At 46.6% G+C, this 15,432-nt stretch carries 16 protein-coding genes; 11 read left to right on the forward strand and 5 right to left on the reverse strand.

The window, feature by feature from the left end; translation table 11 throughout:
• Positions 1 to 8: 8 nt before the first annotated feature.
• Both V7M78_RS00830 and V7M78_RS00835 read right to left on the reverse strand, forming a co-directional pair.
• Positions 9 to 1,220 (reverse strand): ammonium transporter, encoded by a 1,212-nt coding sequence (locus tag V7M78_RS00830; protein WP_333645556.1) that lies wholly within the window; start codon positions 1,218 to 1,220, stop codon positions 9 to 11.
• A gap of 145 nt (positions 1,221 to 1,365) precedes the next feature.
• Positions 1,366 to 1,704 (reverse strand): P-II family nitrogen regulator, encoded by a 339-nt coding sequence (locus V7M78_RS00835; RefSeq protein WP_333645557.1) that lies wholly within the window; start codon positions 1,702 to 1,704, stop codon positions 1,366 to 1,368.
• Between the two features lie 251 nt (positions 1,705 to 1,955).
• On the opposite strand from V7M78_RS00835, the gene ispE reads away from it, so the two are divergent.
• The 8 genes from ispE to V7M78_RS00875 all read left to right on the forward strand — a co-directional run bounded on the left by ispE (position 1,956) and on the right by V7M78_RS00875 (position 11,152).
• Positions 1,956 to 2,861, forward strand: a complete 906-nt coding sequence (ispE, locus tag V7M78_RS00840; protein WP_333645558.1) for a 4-(cytidine 5'-diphospho)-2-C-methyl-D-erythritol kinase — start codon at positions 1,956 to 1,958, stop codon at positions 2,859 to 2,861.
• Complete coding sequence (locus tag V7M78_RS00845; protein WP_333645559.1) at positions 2,851 to 3,528, forward strand: GntR family transcriptional regulator; 678 nt, start codon at positions 2,851 to 2,853, stop codon at positions 3,526 to 3,528. Before ispE ends, V7M78_RS00845 begins: the two co-directional genes overlap by 11 nt.
• Before the next feature lie 12 nt (positions 3,529 to 3,540).
• Positions 3,541 to 3,732 carry a hypothetical protein gene (locus V7M78_RS00850; RefSeq protein WP_333645560.1) on the forward strand — a complete coding sequence of 64 codons (192 nt, stop codon included), beginning with the start codon at positions 3,541 to 3,543 and terminating at the stop codon, positions 3,730 to 3,732.
• Between the two features lie 190 nt (positions 3,733 to 3,922).
• A complete protein-coding gene (locus tag V7M78_RS00855; protein WP_442914604.1) occupies positions 3,923 to 4,474 on the forward strand; it encodes a TetR/AcrR family transcriptional regulator in 552 nt (183 codons plus the stop codon).
• A 24-nt stretch (positions 4,475 to 4,498) separates the two neighbouring features.
• Positions 4,499 to 5,650, forward strand: a complete 1,152-nt coding sequence (locus V7M78_RS00860) for an efflux RND transporter periplasmic adaptor subunit (RefSeq protein ID WP_333645562.1) — start codon at positions 4,499 to 4,501, stop codon at positions 5,648 to 5,650.
• A gap of 12 nt (positions 5,651 to 5,662) precedes the next feature.
• Positions 5,663 to 8,710, forward strand: a complete 3,048-nt coding sequence (locus tag V7M78_RS00865) for an efflux RND transporter permease subunit (protein ID WP_333645563.1) — start codon at positions 5,663 to 5,665, stop codon at positions 8,708 to 8,710.
• Positions 8,711 to 8,805: 95 nt separating this feature from the next.
• Positions 8,806 to 9,957, forward strand: a complete 1,152-nt coding sequence (locus tag V7M78_RS00870) for a TolC family protein (protein WP_333645564.1) — start codon at positions 8,806 to 8,808, stop codon at positions 9,955 to 9,957.
• A gap of 1 nt (position 9,958) precedes the next feature.
• On the forward strand, positions 9,959 to 11,152 hold the full coding sequence (locus V7M78_RS00875; RefSeq protein ID WP_333645565.1) for a TolC family protein: 1,194 nt from the start codon (positions 9,959 to 9,961) through the stop codon (positions 11,150 to 11,152).
• Here the strand turns inward: V7M78_RS00875 and spoIIR are convergent.
• Positions 11,133 to 11,783: a stage II sporulation protein R gene (spoIIR, locus tag V7M78_RS00880; RefSeq protein WP_333645566.1), complete on the reverse strand. Its 651-nt coding sequence runs from the start codon at positions 11,781 to 11,783 to the stop codon at positions 11,133 to 11,135. The two genes, V7M78_RS00875 and spoIIR, sit on opposite strands and share 20 nt — an antisense overlap.
• A 96-nt stretch (positions 11,784 to 11,879) precedes the next feature.
• On the opposite strand from spoIIR, the gene V7M78_RS00885 reads away from it, so the two are divergent.
• The 3 genes from V7M78_RS00885 to V7M78_RS00895 are packed head-to-tail and all read left to right on the forward strand — an operon-like array spanning position 11,880 to position 14,231.
• Entirely contained in the window at positions 11,880 to 12,938 is a 1,059-nt protein-coding gene (locus V7M78_RS00885) for a D-alanine--D-alanine ligase family protein (RefSeq protein WP_333645567.1), read from the forward strand.
• A gap of 17 nt (positions 12,939 to 12,955) precedes the next feature.
• Positions 12,956 to 13,774 (forward strand): glutamate racemase, encoded by an 819-nt coding sequence (murI, locus tag V7M78_RS00890; protein ID WP_333645568.1) that lies wholly within the window; start codon positions 12,956 to 12,958, stop codon positions 13,772 to 13,774.
• A gap of 10 nt (positions 13,775 to 13,784) precedes the next feature.
• Complete coding sequence (locus V7M78_RS00895; protein ID WP_333645569.1) at positions 13,785 to 14,231, forward strand: DUF1934 domain-containing protein; 447 nt, start codon at positions 13,785 to 13,787, stop codon at positions 14,229 to 14,231.
• Positions 14,232 to 14,308: 77 nt separating this feature from the next.
• Here V7M78_RS00895 and V7M78_RS00900 read toward each other — a convergent pair whose 3' ends face one another.
• Both V7M78_RS00900 and V7M78_RS00905 read right to left on the reverse strand, forming a co-directional pair.
• Positions 14,309 to 14,749, reverse strand: a complete 441-nt coding sequence (locus V7M78_RS00900; RefSeq protein ID WP_333645570.1) for a Dps family protein — start codon at positions 14,747 to 14,749, stop codon at positions 14,309 to 14,311.
• Positions 14,750 to 14,776: 27 nt separating this feature from the next.
• The gene (locus tag V7M78_RS00905; protein WP_333645571.1) at positions 14,777 to 15,397 is read right to left on the reverse strand and encodes a superoxide dismutase; all 621 of its coding nucleotides are present in this window, start codon (positions 15,395 to 15,397) and stop codon (positions 14,777 to 14,779) included.
• Positions 15,398 to 15,432: the final 35 nt, after the last annotated feature.

Consider the following 15,432-nt stretch of genomic DNA (forward strand, 5'->3'; position numbering starts at 1 on the left):
GAAAAAGGTTATTTATCCATCCGGAAGCCGCAATAAGCGCTCATTCCATGTTCGTGAAGGTCCAGGCCGTCAATTTGCTCCTGATCGGAAACTCTCAGACCAATGGTTTTATGAAGAAGGGTGAAGATGAGGAAGGCCATTACTCCGGTATAGGCAATGACAGACCCAACTCCTATTAGCTGGGTGAGGAAGCTGCATCCCTCTCCGAAGATTCCTGTCAGCAGGGTTCCCAGCAGTCCGCAGCACCCATGTACGCCTACAGCGCCCACCGGATCGTCAATCTTTAATTTTTTGTCAATAAATTCAATGGAAAGAACGATGACAAAGCCTGCAATCACACCGATGATGATGGCTTCATAGGGAGTTATGACGTCACAGCCTGCTGTTACTGCCACCAGTCCGGCCAGTGAGCCGTTTAAGGTCATGGATACATCGGGTTTTCCGTACCGTTTCCAGGTGAATAAAAGGGTCACAAGGGTGGAGGATACTGCAGCTAAGTTGGTATTCATGGCAATGCTGCCCACTGTGGATGTGGCAGCCGTGGTGGAGCCGCAGTTAAAGCCGAACCAGCAGAACCAGAGGATAAATACTCCAAGGACGCCTAAGGGAATGTTGTGGCCCGGAATGGCAGTGGGAGTTCCATCCTCTCCGTATTTGCCCAGACGGGGTCCTACGATCTTAGCTCCCACAAGGGCGCATATGCCTCCTACCATGTGAACTGCCGTAGAGCCGGCAAAATCGTGGAAGCCTATTTCAGCCAGCCAGCCGCCTCCCCAGATCCAGTGTCCGGTTACAGGGTATATAACCACGCTGATGGCAGCAGAATAGATGAGATAAGAAGAAAATTTGGTCCGTTCCGCCATGGCCCCGGAAACAATGGTGGCAGAGGTGGCGCAGAACACTGTATGAAAGATCATGAATACGGCAATGGGAAGACCGCTGAATAATCCGTCTGCATCTGCAAGAGAATAGGGATTAAAGAAGCCGGAAGTTCCTATGATTCCGGCTGCATCACTGCCAAACATAATAGGAAAGCCCAGAATAAAAAAGAACAGAGAACCCAGTACAAAGTCCATTAAGTTTTTCATACAGATGTTTCCTGCATTTTTTGCCCGGGTAAAGCCTGTTTCAACCAGAGCAAATCCGGCCTGCATGAAGTAAACTAAAATAGCGGCAAGCATCGTCCATATGACATTCAATAACATAGTAGTATTTTCCATAATCAAAGCTCCTTCTTCAATTGATAATCGAATATTTTCCCGGCAGAAGAAACGAAAAACGGAGATAACTGCTTTTTAAGAGCAATTATCTCCGTTGATAATGTTGTTTCATTCTGCTGGAGGTTTCATGTCTGTCTTTTCGGAATTACAGGGCCTCGCGCCCATGCTCACCGGTACGGATGCGCACCGCATCCTGCACGTCGTAAATAAAAATCTTGCCGTCTCCGTAATTGCCGGTATTGATTTCCTTTACCACTGCATCAATAATGGGATCTGCCAGCTCCTTGGGAACTACGGTTTCCACCTTTACCTTGGGAAGCAGGTTCACGTTATAGGCGGTTCCCCGGTACATCTGCGTATAGCCCTTTTGGGTTCCATATCCCATAACATTGCTGATCATTAGGCCATTGACCTTGCAGCCTTCCAGAATGGCTTTCAAATTTTCCAGCTTATCCGGCTTGATGATGATTTCCAATTTTTTCATACAGAACATCCTCCTTTTTTTTTAATAAAAAAAACAAGGGCAATTCCGGTTAGGAAACGCCCTTGTTTAATATCAACATTATACACCATTCCGCTTGTTTGTCAAATAAAAAACATAGTTAAAATTCGGAAAAATTTTATAAAAAATTCACAAGAGGCTTGTGCTTTTCTTTGTTTTGGTATATACTAAATACAGTATACAAAAAAATAATTAAGTACAATCCGAATAACAGAAGCGAGGAATACCTGCCTATGATAAGATATCTGGGGTTAAAAGCCTATGGAAAGATCAATCTGGGACTTGATGTTTTGAGAAAAAGGGAGGACGGGTATCATGATGTTCGTATGATCATGCAGACCGTAGGCCTTTATGATAAGATTGATATTTATTTACAAGAAACTCCGGGGATTGAGATTGTAACCAATCTCTTTTACCTGCCTGTCAATGAAAATAATCTGGTTTACAAAGCGGCCAAACTCCTTATGGATGAGTTTCATGTTACCCAGGGCATCCGCATTCATTTAAAGAAGTTTATTCCTGTCTCTGCCGGTATGGCAGGGGGAAGCAGCGATGCGGCTTCGGTGCTCTTTGGAGTTAACAAGATGTTTAAACTGGGCCTGACCAGACAGGAGCTGATGGAGCGGGGAGTCAAAATTGGAGCAGATGTGCCCTACTGCATTATGAGGGGAACTGCTTTAAGCGAAGGAATCGGAGAAATCCTGACGCCTCTTCCCGATATGCCCCAGTGCCAGGTACTGATTGCAAAGCCGGGAGTCAATGTTTCCACCAAGTTTGTCTATGACAACTTAAACGCAGCAGGACTGAAGGAATCTGATCACCCGGATATTGACGGCATGATCAGTGCCATCAAAAACCGTGACATCTACCAGGTGTCGGCTCGTCTGGGAAATGTGCTGGAAACAGTAACCATACCGGAATACCCGGTGATCGCACGGATCAAGGACCGGATGAAGGAAGCAGGAGCTGTGAACGCCCTTATGAGCGGAAGCGGCCCTACAGTGTTCGGCATTTTTACAAGTCCTCAGGCTGCTGAGAAGGCTTATGAGGACATGAGGTACGGAGAGGGGAAGACCCTTGCCAAACAGGTTTATCTGACGAATTTTTACAATACCAGGGAGGTTGCTAATGAGCAGTGAATTAAAGGTGAACATGAATGAATATCTGCCTTTGAGGGATGTTGTTTTTAATACTTTAAGGCAGGCTATTTTAAAAGGAGAGCTGGCGCCGGGAGAGAGGCTGATGGAGATTCAGCTTGCCGACCGTCTGGGAGTCAGCCGGACCCCGATCCGGGAAGCCATCCGAAAGCTGGAGCTGGAAGGCCTTGTTTTAATGATACCCAGAAAGGGAGCCGAGGTAGCCAGAATTTCTGAGAAAAGTTTAAGGGATGTATTAGAGGTCCGCAGATCTTTGGAGGAGCTTGCCATTGAGCTTGCCTGCCAGAGAATGGATGAGGAGGCCGTAGAGGAGCTTGAGAAAAAGCAGGAAGAATTCCGGAACGCCGTTTTAAAGGGCAATGCCATGGAGATTGCGGAAACCGACGAAGCTTATCACGATGTAATCTTTAAGGGAACCTGCAACGACAGGCTGGTTCAGATGATCAATAACTTAAGAGAGCAGATGTACCGCTACCGTCTGGAGTACATCAAGGACAAGGACAAACGCCAGGCCCTTGTGGCGGAGCACGAAAACATCTTAGAGGCAGTGCGCCGGGGCCGGGTCATGGATGCCAAAGAAGCCATGAGAGAGCATATCGACAACCAGGAGATTACAGTTTCAAAGAATATAAAAGAACGGGATTCTTAAGGAGGACGGCTTATGACGTTTAAGGAGAAGTATCTGGCAGGTGAAGTGGAATTTGAAGCCATTGATGATTATATTGAAGAGTGGAACAACAGCAGCACAGACCAGACTCTGGCAAGATTCCTGGGCCTTGACGAAGGGGAAGAGGATATCTGGATTGAGGAAAGCGATGAAGCCTTGCAGGAGCTTTTGGACAGTAAAAAATAAACATAATGGTAAAAATTATTAAATAAATATAATCCTGGTTGACAGGGTGACAATGTGTCATTATAATAAGTGACATGTTGTCACCCTGTGTTTATTTACAGGGTAAAAAACAGAGAGAGGTGAAAAAATGCCGACGGAGCGGTTCTATAATCTTCCACCGGGAAAAAAGAAAACGATTCGCGAGGCCGCAATGGAAGAATTTATCCGGGTGCCCTTCGAAAAGGTATCAATCAATAAGATGATTCAAAAGGCAGGTATATCAAGAGGCAGCTTTTATACTTATTTTCAGGATAAGTTTGATGTCTTGGCCTGCATATTTGAGGATGCCTCAGAAAAGCTGCTGGAAAGCTGGAGAGAATGCGCTGAAAAAAACAGCGGCGATCTTTGGAAAACGGCGGAGACTTTCTTTGATTACAGCATTACCAATACAAAAGAGCATATGCTGATGTTGAAAAATCTTTCGGAAAGTGAAAAAATGTTCGGTGAGATCCACAAAATGCGCCAAAGCTGTGACAGCGGTTTGTATACCCTTTTAGAGGGCATGTATGAACCGGTGGACAAAGGCAATTTTAAGGATCAGACCATGGAAACCTTTGAAAATCTCATATCCATGATATTTTTGGAACTGCTTCACTGTATGGGCTGGCATTACCACCATCCGGAGGATGAAGAAAAGATTAAGAATGTTTTCCGCAAAAAATTAGAAATTCTTCAGTATGGAATTTGCAAATGCCAACTATAATGCGATTAAGTGAAGGAGTTTGTCATGACAAAGAAAAAAATATTCATCATTGCAGGCGCAGTTGTGGTAACAGCTGCCCTGGCAGGCTTAATCCTTCCCAAGGTTCTGGGAGGAAATAAGGAGGAATTTGTGGCTGAAGTGCCTCCTGCCGTAAGTGCAGAGAAGCCTCAGGTCCGGTCTATAGAGCTGTCCAGTGAGCTGATCGGTACCATAGAGCCCTCCAGCATCGTCTATATCACCCCCCTTGGGGCAGGCGAGATAACCGGAGTAAACGTCCAGACAGGAGATATGGTTTCTGCAGGGCAGCTTCTTTGTGTCATTGATACAAAGCAGGTGGAAAGCTCCAGGATCATGGCGGAAACCGCCAGAATTACATATGAGGATGCAAAAAAGAACTTAGACCGGATGGCCATTCTCCATGCGGCAGGCGATGTGGCTGATGCCGATTACCAGTCTCTTGCAGATAAGGTGGAAATGGCACGGCTCCAGTATGAAAATGCCAAGATCGGATACAACCTCCAGATAGAGAGCAGCCAGGTAACGGCTCCCATAGGAGGAAAGGTAGAAAGCTTTAATGTGAAGGTTCACGACATGGTATCCCCTCAGACCGTTCTCGGCGTCATATCAGGAGAAGGCGGAAAGGGCGTCACCTTTTACGCTTCTGAGCGCATTGTAGGCGGCTTAAAGGCAGGAGACAGCATTCAGGTGGAAAAGAACGGAACCAGCTATGATGCCTCCATCACCGAGGTCAGCACCATGGTAGATGCGGCAAGCGGCCTGTTTAAAGTAAAGGCTTCCGTTCCCGGCGGGGATTCACTGGCTACAGGAACCTCCGTAAAGCTTTCCGTAGTTTCCCAGAAGGCGGAAAATGTCCTTACAGTTCCAGTGGACAGCGTTTACTATGAAGGCGGAGCGTCCTTCATCTATACATACGCCGACGGAGCTTTAAAGAGAAATCCCGTGACCATAGGGCTGGCAGACGATGACTATGCAGAGGTCAAAGAAGGAATCACAGCAGAAGACCAGGTGGTCACCACATGGACCAGCGAGTTGTATGACGGATCAAAGGTCACCCTTGCAGGCGGAAATGGGGAAGAAACCCAGGCAGCAGACAACACAGCAGAAACAGCAGAAACAGAAGAAGCCGGGGCAGAAACTTCTGGTTCCGGACAGTAAGGGGGCGGTAGAATGGGAATTATAAAAGGCATTTTAAAGCGGCCTGTCACCCTTGTTTTAGCCATCCTGTGTCTGCTGGTATTCGGTCTCTCCTCTGTTTTCAACGCCAAGATGGAGCTGACCCCGGAAATGAATTTCCCCATGTTTTTAATCACGGCCGTATACCCCGGAGCAAGTCCGGAGGATATCAATGACCTGGTCACAAAGCCTTTGGAAGAATCCGTAGGAACCTTGTCCGGTGTGAAAAACATCTACTCTTTTTCCCAGGAAAATGTCTCCATCGTGTATATGGAATATGAATACGGAACCAACATGGATAAATCTTATTCTGAACTGAAGAAAAAGATGGACAGCGTCAACCTGCCTGATGATGTGGAAGTACCAACCATCATGGAATTTAACATGAATGATATGCCTTCTGTCACCCTGGCAGTCAAGGATTCCACCCAGTCCAATTTATATAACTACGTAAATGAAAAGATTGTGCCGGAATTTGAAAAGATTACTTCCGTAGCCAGAGTGGATGTCAGCGGAGGCCAGGAAAACTACGTCAGTGTCCGGCTCATTCCGGAGAAAATGGCTCAGTACCGATTGACCATGGAGTCCATCAGCCAGGCCATCACCTCGGCTGACTTCACCTATCCTGCAGGAACCACAGGAGTGGGGAAACGGAATCTGTCCGTAAGTACCGCTGTAGAGATCGGGAACATTGAAAGCTTAAAAAAGGTTCCTTTGGTGGCTGGAAACGGAAAGACCATACATTTAGAAGATGTGGCTGACATTTCCGAATCCTATAAAGAAAAAACAGCCATTGGACGTTACAATGGAGAAGATACCATTACCCTGTCCATCAACAAGCAGCAGAAAAACAGTGCGGTGGATGTTTCAAGGGGAGTAAACAAAACCATTGATACCTTGAAAAAAGAATATCCCAATGTGGAATTTATCACCATTGACGATGCCAGTGATCAGATTTTATCAGCCTTGGGAAGTGTAAGAGACGCCATGATAGCGGCTGTTGTCATTTCCATGGTTATCATCTTCCTGTTTTTCGGGGATTTAAAGGCTTCCCTCATTGTAGGAAGCTCTATACCGGTGTCCATGCTGATTTCCCTGATCCTGATGTCCCTCATGGGCTTTTCCATGAATCTGGTTACTATGAGCAGTATTGTTTTGGCAGTGGGAAATATGGTGGATGACTCCATCGTTGTACTGGACAGCTGTTTTAGGGCCCAGAAAGGAAAGGGCTTTAAGGCGTATATGGAGGCAGCCGTAAGCGGAACCGGAGAGGTATTTGCAGCCATCTTAGGAGGCGGCCTCACAAACTGCGTGGTGTTCGTTCCCCTTGCAGTTCTGGAGGGATTATCAGGACAGTTGTTCATGCCTTTGGGCTTTACCCTGATCTTTGCTTCCCTGGCTTCCGCCATTTCAGGACTGACCATTGTGCCCATGTGCTATACCAAGCTTCGTCCTGTTGAAAAGCAGAATTCCCCCATGGGAGGGATTATAAGATTTCTTCAAAAAGGGTACAGCCGCCTGGTTTCCAGACTGCTGAAAAGAAGGGCTCTGGTTATGATCGTATCTGTTCTCCTTCTGGTAGTTTCCTTTATTCTGGCAAGCCGGCTTGGATTTGAGCTGATGCCTGAAACCGATGAGGGAACGGTTTCCGTTTCCGTGGAAGTAAAGCCGGGACTTAAGGTAGAGGAAGCGGACCAGATTCTTAAAAAAGTGGAAGACATTATGATCAAAGAAGAGGATTTAGAGTCCTATATGACCACCTACGGAGGGGGCGGCTTAAGCTCAATAGGCAACAGCGCAGCCACCGTAACCGGATATTTAAAATCCGACAGAAAGCTTTCTACCGATCAGGTCGTAAATAAATGGAAAAAAGAAATGAGTCAGCTTCCTGACTGCAACATTACCGTAAAATCCACCTCCAGCATGTCCATGACAACAGGCGTCCAGGATTTTCAAGTAATCCTTCAAAGCGCCCAGCTTGATAAGCTGAAGCAGGTCTCAGATCAGATGGTGACAGAGCTTTCCGGCCATCAGGGACTTATTAAGGTTCATTCTGATCTTGAAAATGCGGCTCCTGTTTTAAAGGTCCGTGTAGATCCCATCAAGGCAGCGGCAGAAGGCGTGGTTCCAGCCAGCGTAGGTTCCGTATTGAGCGGTATGCTCAGCGGTAAAGAGGCCACAAAGCTGGAGGTGGCAGGAGAGGAAATCGCCGTAAGGGTGGAATATCCTAAGGATCTTTACGGTACGCTTAATAAAGTTCAGGGAGTTTTAATTCCCAATATGCAAGGCGGTTCGGTAGCTTTGATGGATATTGCTGATATCAGCTATGAAGACAGCCCTGCCACCATCAACAGAAAGAATAAACAGTATTTAGTTACCATATCAGGCTCCTTTACAGAAGAAGTTAAGTCAGAAAAGGATAAAGCGGGGCTGAAAAAGACCATTGACGAGGATATTGTCAATCCATATCTGGATGAAACTGTCACAAGGTCAAAGAACAGCGATGAAGAGTCCATGATGGAAGAGTTTACCAATCTGGCTATGGCTATTGTTACAGCTATATTCCTGCTCTTTGTGGTTATGGCGGCTCAGTTTGAGTCCCCCAAGCTGTCCCTCATGGTTATGACAGCCATTCCCTTCAGCTTAATCGGTGCCTTCGGGCTCATGGTGGCAGTGGGAATCAAGATCAACATGCCGTCTCTTCTGGGCTTCCTCATGCTGGTAGGTACGGTAGTAAAATCCGGAATCCTTTACATAGAAACCGTAAGCCAGTACCGCCTGACCATGGAGAAACGGGAAGCCTTAATCCAGGCAGGTGTGAGCCGTTTCCGTTCCATTACCATGACAACACTCATTGCCATTGTTTCTATTGTACCTCTGGCACTGGGACTGGGAGACGGAGGAGAAACTATGCAGGGCCTGTCCCTGGTTAACGTAGGAGGTCTTACTGCCTCCACCGTTCTGACCCTTCTTCTCCTTCCGGTATACTACTCCATTATGACCGGAAAGTCGGAAAAGAATATAGACCCGGACCCGGATTAAACAATCCGGGTTCTGGCCCAAAGGTTTGGAAGAAAGTGGATTTTGTAAATTTGATAAAATATGGTAAAATGAAATTCAAATAAGGAGGATTCAGGATGAGAAAATGGAAACAGATTTGTGCATGTTGTCTTGCAGCCGTGCTGACTGTTTCCGGACCGGCGGCCACAGCCTGGGCCGGAAGTCCGGAATTTGCCAGAACCCCCGAGGAGTGGGCAAGGCTTAGGGACAATGTGATGGAATACGATGAGCTGGCCGGCCTGATCCGTGAATACAACGTGACCGTCCGAAAGAACCAGCTTGATATTAGTGATAAGAAGAAGGATGATATGATCACCAGCGACCAGTATGCCCAGGCATATCGTGATGCTGCTGATCAAAAGTGGAGTGAAGTGACAGGTGACGATGCCATTACAGATGCAGGCAACGAGATGGCTGCCAGAAATGCAGAGATCAGTGCCGATAATAACGTAGAGGATTTACAGGTATATCAGCTGACCTATGACCAGCAGGAAGCCAATTTGGTGGCCTCAGCCCAGTCCTCTATGATCGCATACTTCCAACAAAATTATGAGTTGGAAGGGGCAAAAGACAGCCTGGAACTATTAAAGGCAGTTTATGATTCCACAGTTTTGAGGCAGAGCGCAGGCATGGCAACCCAGGTGGATGTGCTGACAGCCCTGGAAAATGTCCAGAACGCCCAGGCAGGCATTGACAAGCTGACCGCTTCCATTGACCAGACCAGACAGACCCTTTGTGTCATGCTGGGCTGGAAATACAATGACATGCCGGAGATCAGGCAGATTCCTGCAGTGAACATGGATCAGATCGCCGCCATGAACTTAGAGCAGGATAAGGCAGCAGCCCTTGAAAATAACTACACCTTAAAAATCAATAAAAGAAAACAGGGAAATTCCATCTCCGGTGTGACCATAGAAAGCTTAGGCCGTACCATTGAAAGCAACGTGCAGAACATCAATGCCGATATGGTGAAGAATTACCAGGCCGTACTCCAGGCAAAGGCCGCCTATGAGCAGGCAGCCGCAGAGTTTGAACTGGAAAGCAAAAACATGGGAACCGCTCAGAGAAAGTTTGACATCGGTATGATGAGCAGACTGGATTATTTAAAACAGAAAAACACGTATAACTCCAAGAACACAGGAATTAAAACTGCAGAATTGGCCTTGTTCCAGGCGGTGCAGACTTATGAAAACGGAGTAAAGGGTCTGGCTTCGGCAGGAGGAATGTAGTATGAAGAAAAACAGTTTTCTCTGCCTCTGCCTGTCCGTCTCCCTGGCATTTTCACCTGCCCTGACAGCCTATGGTGCATTAGGACCGGGAGAAGCCATGCAGTCCATTCCCGAAGGCGTATCTGAGGAAGTATGGAACCGCCTAAATGATCAGACCATAGAATTTGATGAGGTTTCAAATCTTGTAAGATATTTTAATCCTGATTTAAAAGCAGGATTAGCCTCCGGATTAGCCTCCGTAGACGGGGTGCAGAAAGTTTACGATGAAATGAGAATTCATGTAAAAGATTTGAATAACCAGGCCAAGAATTTAAGAGATTCCGGCGGAGCCGACAGCGTTTCCGGCATGGTGGAATATATGACCTTGACACAGACCGCGAAAGCGTACAGCAAAATGGCTGATGAGATGAAGCCGAATGTGACGAAAGCCAAGAAAGCCATTAATGCGGGAAGTGACCGGGTCGTCAAAAACTTGACTGCTGCTGTGAATCAAATGATGATTGGATATAACAGCGCCCAAGCCAACCGCTCTCTCCTTCAAAAGCTGCTGGAAGCCAATACAGCTGCTTATGAAGCGCAAAAGCTGAGATTCCAGCAGGCTATGGCCACAGAGGCAGATGTGCTGGCGGCTGAAAAAGAAGTTCTGTCTGCCAGATCCAGCCTGACACAGCTTGAAAACACCATAGACAGCTTAGGAAGGATGCTGGGGGTGATGACTGGGTATTCCGCAGATTCAATGCCTCAGATCGGCCAGATTCCTCAAAGTGATTTAGCTGTATTCTCTTCCCTTGACTTGGAAGGGGACACCCAAAAGGCCATTGGAAACAATTATAATCTCATCGACCTGCGCCGGGCCAAGTCGGACAGAACCACAACAGGAATAGAAACCAAAGAGGCGGAAGTCTCCCAGGCGACCCAGGAGGTCACCATCCGTATGCAGTCCTTATATCAGGCGGTGATGCAGGCAAAAGCAGCTTACGAGGCCTCCGGCACCTCTTACGAAAAGGCGGTGCTCATCAATGGAAAATCAGAAAGAGCCTTTCAGCTTGGCATGATGAGCCGTGTTGACTACCTCCAGTCCCAGATGGCCCTGCTTCAGGCAGAAGGGACAAAGCAGAGCGCTTACAACAGCCTGTATCAGGCTTACGACACCTACCAGTGGGCTATAAATGGCATTATTCAACCGTCTGAATAGTAGCCGATGATTTTTTGGAAAACAATTCAGCAGTTTTAAAACGAAGATTAATTTTCACCTTTTCCCGGCTCAGCTTTTGATAATCGGATTCTCCCACAGACTCCCGGAGGATTTCCTTAGATTCATCAGGGACTACTGCATAAGAGGAATCAACAAAACAAAGGGGAGGATAGAGGACGCACCACCAGTTGCGTCCTTTTCCTTTGCCTATTTTTACCCGGACAGCCTGATAGTTTCCCTGGGGAAATACCATATCCCCATAGGTCTTGGCAGGAAAATAAGCGTCAGTCAGTTCCATATGTGCAGGATAATCGTATCCCAGGCTTTTCATGTAATTTGATGCTTCCTTCTCCAGATTTTCCCGGTGAGAAATCACATAATCCTTTGTATCTTCTAAAGATGCTCCCTCTCCCAGCTCTTCATATATGGAATTGAGAAGTCTTGTGCGGACTTTTAATTTAAGGGCCTGATCCTCAGTACTGTTACTGTTTGCCAGCACGTGAAAACGCAGAATTTCCGGGGCGATTCGGGAAGCCAGTGCCTGGTCTTCTTTCCGTTCCTCTGCCAGGGTCAGCAATAGGGCAAGCAATAAACATATTATACATAAAAACAAATTGCGTTTTTCTTTCATATTTCATTTCTCCTTTTTCCTTTTCTATTTCTAATTGTAGCCATATGTGATATAATATAAACGCTGAAAGATTAAGAATTTGGTGAGGAGATAGAAATGAATAAAAAAACTGCGGTTGTTTTATTTGGAGGCCGGTCTTCGGAGCACGTTGTGTCCTGCATGTCGGTCATCAATGTCATTAACCATATTGATAGAGAAAAGTATGATTTAATACTGATTGGAATTACAGAAGAAGGCCGATGGGTAAAGGCAGAATCCGTGGAAGAGATCAAAACAGGGGCCTGGAGAGAAGGAAGTGTCTCTGCCATCCTTTCCCCTGATTCCACCATGGGAGGCGTCATTTTCATGGATGGAGCGAAAACAGAGGTGGTAAAGGTAGATGTGGTATTCCCAGTGCTCCATGGATTGTTTGGAGAGGATGGGACTGTCCAGGGACTTTTGGAACTGGCAGGAATCCCCTATGTGGGCTGCGGCGTGCTGGCTTCCGCAGTTTCCATGGATAAATTATATACAAAGATCATTGTAGACCGGCTTTCTGTAAAGCAGGCAGACTACGTGCCGGTGATGCGCCGGGATTTAGAGAATATGGAAGAAGTTGTGAACAAGGTGGAGGAGAAATTTTCCTATCCCGTATTTGTAAAACCCTCCAATGCAGGTTCCTCCAAAGGAGTCAGCCGGGCAGGCAGCCGGAAGGAGCTGGAGGAAGCCCTGACAGAAGCGGCAAACCACGACAGAAAGATCCTGGTGGAAGAGATGATCGTGGGACGTGAGATCGAATGCGCTGTGTTTGGCGGCGGAAGAGCACCCATAGAAGCCTCCGGCGTGGGAGAAATCCTTGCAGCCGCCGAATTCTATGATTTTGATGCCAAGTATTATAACTCAGAGTCCAAAACAGTTGTCAACCCAGACCTGCCGGCAGGTGCCTCAGAAAAGGTGAGAGAAGCAGCCAAAGCTATCTTTCAGGCAGTGGATGGCTTCGGCCTTGCCAGGGTGGACTTTTTTGTTAAAGCGGACGGAACCGTGGTCTTTAATGAAATCAACACCATGCCCGGATTTACCGCTATCAGCATGTATCCCATGCTTTGGGAAGCTGCGGGAATTACCAAGGACCAGTTGGTGGACCGCCTGATGACTCATGCGAAGGATAGAAACTGACAGTAAGGAGAGACACCATGGCAGATAAAAATTCACCTATCGGAGTTTTTGATTCCGGCGTAGGAGGCCTTACGGTTGCAAGGGAGATCATGAGGCAGATGCCGGAGGAGAAAATCGTATACTTTGGAGACACAGCCCGCGTGCCTTACGGAAATAAATCCCGCAGTACAGTAATCCGTTTTACCAGACAGATTATCCGCTTCCTTATGACCCAGGATGTGAAGGCCATTGTTATTGCCTGCAACACCGCTACAGCCTATGCGTTGGAGGAAGTGGAAAAGGATATCGATATTCCTATCATCGGAGTTATCCATGCAGGGGCCAAGACGGCTGTGGAGTCCACCCAGAACGGGAAAATCGGCATCATCGGAACAGAGGGAACCATAAACAGCGGAGAATATACCAAAGTGATGATGAGAATGAGGGAAGACATCCAGGTTACCGGAAAGCCCTGCCCCCTTTTGGTTCCCTTGGTGGAGGAAGGCCTTCTCCACGATTCCGTTACCGATGAGATTGCTTCCAGGTATTTAAGCGAATTAAAAGGCAAATATATTGATACACTGATTCTGGGCTGCACCCATTATCCGCTTTTGCGCTCTACAGTAGGAAGGCTTATGGGACCGGAGGTCACCCTTGTGAACCCGGCTTATGAGACCGCTTTGGAGTTAAAGCAGGTGCTAGAGGAGCAGGGGCTGCTTTGTGAGTCCTGCGGCAGTGACCAGGAAAAATACCGTTTTTATGTCAGTGACCTGGCAGAAAAGTTTACCAATTTTGCGGCGTCTATCCTTCCCGGAAGAGTGACGGAGACAAAGCAGATTAATATTGAGGAATTTTAGAGGAGCTACTATGACGAGAGACGTTCTGATCAGCATCAGCGGAATGCAGGTTGCAGAAGAGGACAAAAATGGAGTGGAACTGATCACATCCGGTGATTACTTCATAAAAAACGGGAACCACTACATTTTATATGAGGAGATTCAAGAGGATGGAGAAGGCGTAACAAAAAACACCATTAAGATCCGTCCCTCAGGCCTGGATATTATTAAGAGGGGAAGCTTCAGCACCCACATGATATTTGAAAAAGACAAAAAAAATATGTCCTGCTATGCCACTCCCCTGGGAGAGCTTATGGTTGGAATCAACACCAATGACATCCACATCCAGGAGGATGAGGACCATTTGAATGTGCGGGTGGAATATTCTCTGGATATTAACTACCAGCATGTATCACAATGCAGCATTGTCCTTGATATTCATTCTAAGGCAACAGCAGATATCCGCCTTGTAAATTAAAAAAGATATATAACCAAAACCGCCTCGCAGCAAGACCTTCACTGCGAGGCGGTACTTTTATTTTATCTATTTAAAACTCATTCCATGTAAGATTTCAGCATCCACATCAGCTTCTGATACTCTGTCAGATAGCCGTTGAACTGATCTGCAGTGGCCCCATCGTTATTTTCCTCAGCCAGTTCCACAATTTCTTTCGTATCGTGAATCCAGTAATCCACATCAGAGATCAGACTCTTAATGGTTTCATCGGAAGAAATAGGTCCATCTTCCCGTTCCTTTACGGAAGTCAGTTCCAGCGCTTTCTTTAAGTTGGCTACCGGAGAGCCCCCCAGAGCCAGAAGCCTTTCGGCTACGTCGTCAATAATCTGGGCTGTCTGGTCATAAAGCTCTTCCAGCTTGGCATGGAGTGTAAAGAAGCCGCGGCCCTTCACATACCAGTGCAGGTTGTGGAGCTTGATGTACATAACCTGCTGATTTGCAAGGTATTCATTGAGTTTGTCGGATAAGTTTTTGCTCATAATGCTTTTATTCCTCTCTTTCTTTTTCTATCTGCTTAATGCCTTTTCATAATTATCGGCAACTGCTTTCCAGTCAACAACCTGAAAGAAAGCCTTGATATAATCTGCCCTCAGGTTCTTATATTTCAGATAATATGCATGCTCCCATACATCAATGCCCAGAATCGGGATATTTCCCTTTCCTTCCATAAAAGGATTGTCCTGGTTAGGACTGGAGGAAAGAACCAGCTTTCCTTCTTTGCTGACAGAGAGCCAGCCCCAGCCTGAGCCAAACTGTCCGGCAGCCAGTCCGCTTAGCTGATCCTGAAAAGCGGAAAAGCTTCCAAAGGCTTGATCCAGTTCCGCCTTAAGAATGCCGGAAGGTTCTCCGCCTCCGTCAGGGCTCATGGTGGAAAAATAAAGGTTGTGGTTATAAAAACCGCCGCCGTTGTTGCGGATTGCTTTTCTTAAAGCTTCATCGGAAATGCTTTCCAAAGAGGAGAGGATAGAAGTAATTTCTTTGCCCTCAAGGCCAGCCTTCTGGGCCGCGTCATTTAAATTCTTTGTATAAGCTGCATGATGCTTGGAATAATGAGTTTCCATGGTAAGAGCATCGATGTGGGGTTCTAAAGCGTCATATGCATAAGGTAATTTAATTTGTTCAAACATAGTAGTTCTCCTTTCGCTTCTATATATAATGTAGT

Source organism: Lacrimispora sp., from assembly GCF_036758025.1.
GTDB lineage: Bacteria > Bacillota > Clostridia > Lachnospirales > Lachnospiraceae > Lacrimispora.

What these genes read in the sequence shown, in the direction of transcription:
- V7M78_RS00830 (WP_333645556.1), bottom strand. Translation starts at nt 1,220, where the DNA reads ATGGAAAATACTACTATGTTATTGAATGTCATATGGACGATGCTTGCC.
- V7M78_RS00835 (WP_333645557.1), bottom strand. Translation starts at nt 1,704, where the DNA reads ATGAAAAAATTGGAAATCATCATCAAGCCGGATAAGCTGGAAAATTTG.
- ispE (WP_333645558.1), top strand. Translation starts at nt 1,956, where the DNA reads ATGATAAGATATCTGGGGTTAAAAGCCTATGGAAAGATCAATCTGGGA.
- V7M78_RS00845 (WP_333645559.1), top strand. Translation starts at nt 2,851, where the DNA reads ATGAGCAGTGAATTAAAGGTGAACATGAATGAATATCTGCCTTTGAGG.
- V7M78_RS00850 (WP_333645560.1), top strand. Translation starts at nt 3,541, where the DNA reads ATGACGTTTAAGGAGAAGTATCTGGCAGGTGAAGTGGAATTTGAAGCC.
- V7M78_RS00855 (WP_442914604.1), top strand. Translation starts at nt 3,923, where the DNA reads ATGGAAGAATTTATCCGGGTGCCCTTCGAAAAGGTATCAATCAATAAG.
- V7M78_RS00860 (WP_333645562.1), top strand. Translation starts at nt 4,499, where the DNA reads ATGACAAAGAAAAAAATATTCATCATTGCAGGCGCAGTTGTGGTAACA.
- V7M78_RS00865 (WP_333645563.1), top strand. Translation starts at nt 5,663, where the DNA reads ATGGGAATTATAAAAGGCATTTTAAAGCGGCCTGTCACCCTTGTTTTA.
- V7M78_RS00870 (WP_333645564.1), top strand. Translation starts at nt 8,806, where the DNA reads ATGAGAAAATGGAAACAGATTTGTGCATGTTGTCTTGCAGCCGTGCTG.
- V7M78_RS00875 (WP_333645565.1), top strand. Translation starts at nt 9,959, where the DNA reads ATGAAGAAAAACAGTTTTCTCTGCCTCTGCCTGTCCGTCTCCCTGGCA.
- spoIIR (WP_333645566.1), bottom strand. Translation starts at nt 11,783, where the DNA reads ATGAAAGAAAAACGCAATTTGTTTTTATGTATAATATGTTTATTGCTT.
- V7M78_RS00885 (WP_333645567.1), top strand. Translation starts at nt 11,880, where the DNA reads ATGAATAAAAAAACTGCGGTTGTTTTATTTGGAGGCCGGTCTTCGGAG.
- murI (WP_333645568.1), top strand. Translation starts at nt 12,956, where the DNA reads ATGGCAGATAAAAATTCACCTATCGGAGTTTTTGATTCCGGCGTAGGA.
- V7M78_RS00895 (WP_333645569.1), top strand. Translation starts at nt 13,785, where the DNA reads ATGACGAGAGACGTTCTGATCAGCATCAGCGGAATGCAGGTTGCAGAA.
- V7M78_RS00900 (WP_333645570.1), bottom strand. Translation starts at nt 14,749, where the DNA reads ATGAGCAAAAACTTATCCGACAAACTCAATGAATACCTTGCAAATCAG.
- V7M78_RS00905 (WP_333645571.1), bottom strand. Translation starts at nt 15,397, where the DNA reads ATGTTTGAACAAATTAAATTACCTTATGCATATGACGCTTTAGAACCC.